This window comes from Aerococcus sp. L_32 (assembly GCF_050689315.1).
Map to the genome: position 1 here is coordinate 1 of NZ_JBOEQF010000197.1, position 3,925 is coordinate 3,925.

The following is a 3,925-nucleotide window of genomic DNA, read 5'->3' on the forward strand; positions in this document are numbered from 1 at the left end:
GCCAGCTGATTGTCGTGCATACGATTCAGGTACTTGTAAGGCTAATTGTTTTGGATATAACTCACCTAATACCAATGTAAAGTATGACAGAATTAATGTTACAGCTGCTGTAGCAATTGTCTCACCTGCTGGAACACCAGATAGATACGGTTCTAAATAAGAAACGAAGGTAGTAGACGCCGCTGCAGACGAGAAGAAACCAGCAAAAGTAATCCCTACTTGAATCGTTGATAAGAAATCATCAGAGTTTTCAAGAAGTTTCAATACTTTTTGGGATTTTACGTCTCCTTCTTCTGCCATGGTTTCTAGTTTTGAATGGTTCACCGATACAAAGGCCATTTCAGCCCCTGCCAGGAAGGCATTCACCAATGTTAAAATAATAATTAGTAATATCTGTCCACCTACGTTTGAGGCCCCAGGATCTCCCATAATGTCGAATTCTCTCCTTTGTTATATGTATGTACAATAATCTGATTTTAGTATACAACCCCTAGGTTTAAAAGGCAAGATTCAACTTATAAGTATGGGTATAGATTGCCGACCTCATCCTGTTTTCAAACTTTTGGACTAACTCTTTTGCAAAAAGACCAAACCCAACAAACCAAAGAAGTTGTATAGAAAAGAAACATCCCCTCACTTTTTACAGATTCTAATTCTGTTTAATCAAAAAAGGCCCCACACGCATGCAGGCCTTAAACATTTTAAAGATTTGTATGAATATTATTTAGTTTTAGCTGGGTTGATACGGTTAGCATATACGTCAGCTGAAGAATAACGAGTATCTTCGAAGCCAGTGAATGAATCAACTGGGTCAACACCCTTAAATGCTTCAGGACCTTGAGCTAATTTGTCGACTAAGATTTCAATATTGAAGTCTTTATCGTCGTATGCATTGATGTAAGTTTGTACTTGAGGCACATCTGCCAATGCAAATGGATGGTTCACTGATACGTAAATTGTAGGAATTTCGTTTACGTAGAATGGAATATCCGGTGTACCTTTAGATGCTGGCCATGCAACACGTTGTACTGTACCTGCAGCAATCTTAGCTAAGTTAATTACTAAATCATATTGGTTTGTTAATTTAGCAATTGGTTGTTTTTGAGCATAAACGTTAGCAATCGCTGCTGCACGTTCAGCTTCTGGTAACTTCATGATACGTTCTTCTGTTGATTCCCAAACAGTTACGTTAAAGCCACGTTCTTCCATTTTAGCTTTCATAATGTCTACTGGAGATTCTTTAGAAGCGATCATCGCACCGAATCCACCTTTAACACCTTCGTTAAGTACTAATAATACAGACTTGTAGCGTTCAGGTGTTACAGGGAACACATCTGGTTGTTCATTTTTAACTAAAGTAATCGCTTGGTCAGCAACTTCGCGAGCCATTTCTTTATGTTCATCAGTAGCAATCTTAGCTAATGCTTCTTCTTTAGGTGCTAAGATTTGAGTACGGTCAACTTTGTGTAAACCTAATTTAGCACGTAAACCTAAAGTACGAGAAATCGCATCGTTTAGACGTTCGTCAGTGATTGTACCGTTTTCGTAACCAGCTTTCATCCATGCAAAGTCTTCATCTGGATCGTTGAAGAATAAGAACATGTCACAACCAGCAGCGATAGAAGTTGGTAGTGCATCTTCACGTTTTAATGCACTTGTAAATGCAACCATGTGTGAAGCATCTGTAATTACCGCACCGTTAAAGCCTAACTCACCTTTTAATAAGTCAGTTAATAACTCACGTGATAATGTTGCTGGTAAGTTTTTCTCAGATAATGAAGCAGATGGGTTTACTTTTTCTACATATGAAGGTAAACCAATGTGTCCAGCCATGATTGCTGGTAAACCTGCGTCGATTAATCCTTTGTAAACTTTACCATATGAGTCAAACCATTCTTCTAATGTTGAGTGGTTAGTCGCAAATGATAAATGGTGGTCACGTTCGTCGTTACCATCACCAGGGAAGTGTTTAGCAGTTGCAAGGATACCTTCTTCTGAGATACCTTTTAAGTATGCTAATGAGTTTTCTAAAACTTTTTCTGTGTCGTTTGACCAAGTACGTACTGAGATAATTGGGTTTCTCCAGTTTTCAGTAATATCTACGATTGGTGCAAATGACATGTTACATCCGATTGCAGCAGCTTCAACACCAGCAATACGGCCCATTTCATAAGCGTATTTAGAGTCGTTAGTAGCAGCAATTTTCACTTCGTGACCGATATAAGTACCGTCGTTAGCAGCTCCATCACCACCAGCTTCAGTGTTCGCAGCGATTAATACTGGGTATTTAGAGTGGCCTTGTAATACTTTATTTTGTTCGTAAACAACATCTGCTTTAGATTTGTTGTAACGTACACCTGAGATGTGATAAGTATCTAATACATCTTTTAAGTATTCAGGTTCAGTACTTGCACCCATATTAAAGAATAATTGACCAATTTTTTCATCAATTGTCATATTTGCGATTGTATCTTCAACCCATTTGACACCTTCTGCGTCTAAATTATAGGGTTGTTTAGTTAAATCAACTTTAGCCATGTGAAATGTTCCCCTTTCAAAATAAGTAAACGCTTACTAAATGCTTATAAACGTCTACAGATGTTTATTAACAAAATCATTATAACAAGAATTCCAATAAATGTAACCCCTTTAAAAGATTTTTTTCACTTTATTTTGGTTTTTGCGCATTTTTTGCAATATTCTAACCTTACTATAATCTTTAGCATGATTTTGCCATTTTTATGATATAATGAGTTATGAATACAATGAAAGAGCGAGGTCATACATATGAACATCCGCGAGTTAAGTATTAAGCGTGAGGACGTTAAATATGTCACCGAGGCCAATACTTTACAAGAAGCCTTAGACATTATGAAAGAAAATAATTTCCGGTCCTTACCCATCTTAAGTCAGTCCGGAACGATGTATCGCGGAAACATTTACCGACAACACATTTATAAACGGCTATTAAATGGTGAGTCTTTAGATGTATCGGTTACCCATCACCTAAAAAATGCGACAAAATACATCTATAACAATTCAACCCTTTTCCAAACAATTTTTGCTATTCGAGATTTACCTTATATCAGTGTCTTGAATGAAGACCATACCTTCTATGGCATCCTAACCCACCGTGCGTTTGAACGTGGTTTATTCAAGGCATGGTCGCTAGATGAAGATGGTTTTGTTTTAACTATTCAAGCAAACCAGGAGGATCAAGGTGCACTAGCAGTGATATCACGAATTATCGGTCGTTTTGCATCTATCAACACGGTTGTCACAACCGTTGATCCTAAAACCGATCTATCCAATATCATCATTTCATTAAAAGGTGACTGTTCACATCAGTCACTTGAGAAAATTATCTCAAGAATTGAACGGAAGAATTATAAGATTCTTTCTGTTGGTAATACCAAATCAATCGCCTTAAGCTAAGGTGTACATTTAGACACAAGAAAACCTAGCCCTTTGACTACCGCAATGGCGTCATTGGACTAGGTTTTCTCTTTGCTTATATAATGATTATTTCTATTTTAAAGATTGCCTTGTAAAAATGGATTATTCGCCTTTTCCTGACCAATCGTTGTAATGCCACCATGCCCTGGTAAAACTTGGGTTTCATCCGGCAGGGTCAATAAATGACGCTTGATACCAGTAATTAATGTATCTTGGTCCCCGTGGTCTAAGTCGGTTCGACCAATAGTTCCTTTGAATAAGGTATCGCCCGCAACGACAAAGCCGGCTTCCTCAAAAATATATACAACGGATCCTGGGGAATGCCCTGGTACGTGTGCGGTTTCAAAAGTGAAGCCAGCTACGGAGTGTTGCCCCATTTTATCCCAATAATGGGTACGAGTTTTAGGAACTCTGGTTTGCTTGTCTTTCAACCAGTCGGCTTCAATAATGTGCTGCCAAACGTCGATGT

4 protein-coding genes are annotated in these 3,925 nt (G+C 38.1%); 1 reads left to right on the top strand and 3 read right to left on the bottom strand.

Annotated elements, in window-relative coordinates; translation table 11 throughout:
- Together ACRCJ0_RS10270 and ACRCJ0_RS10275 are read right to left on the bottom strand one after the other, a co-directional pair.
- On the bottom strand, positions 1-429 hold a 429-nt coding region (locus ACRCJ0_RS10270), incomplete at its 3' end, for a CNNM domain-containing protein (protein WP_431390374.1).
- Between the two features lie 291 nt (positions 430-720).
- Positions 721-2,538: a glycoside hydrolase family 3 protein gene (locus ACRCJ0_RS10275; protein ID WP_417894024.1), complete on the bottom strand. Its 1,818-nt coding sequence runs from the start codon at positions 2,536-2,538 to the stop codon at positions 721-723.
- A gap of 249 nt (positions 2,539-2,787) precedes the next feature.
- Between ACRCJ0_RS10275 and cbpA the strand changes: the two genes are divergently transcribed.
- Positions 2,788-3,435, top strand: coding sequence for a cyclic di-AMP binding protein CbpA (gene cbpA, locus ACRCJ0_RS10280; protein WP_026465836.1), 648 nt, complete (start codon positions 2,788-2,790; stop codon positions 3,433-3,435).
- A gap of 98 nt (positions 3,436-3,533) precedes the next feature.
- On the opposite strand, the gene ACRCJ0_RS10285 is transcribed toward cbpA, so the two are convergent.
- Positions 3,534-3,925: MBL fold metallo-hydrolase (locus tag ACRCJ0_RS10285; RefSeq protein WP_431390375.1), on the bottom strand; the 392-nt coding region annotated here is incomplete at its 5' end.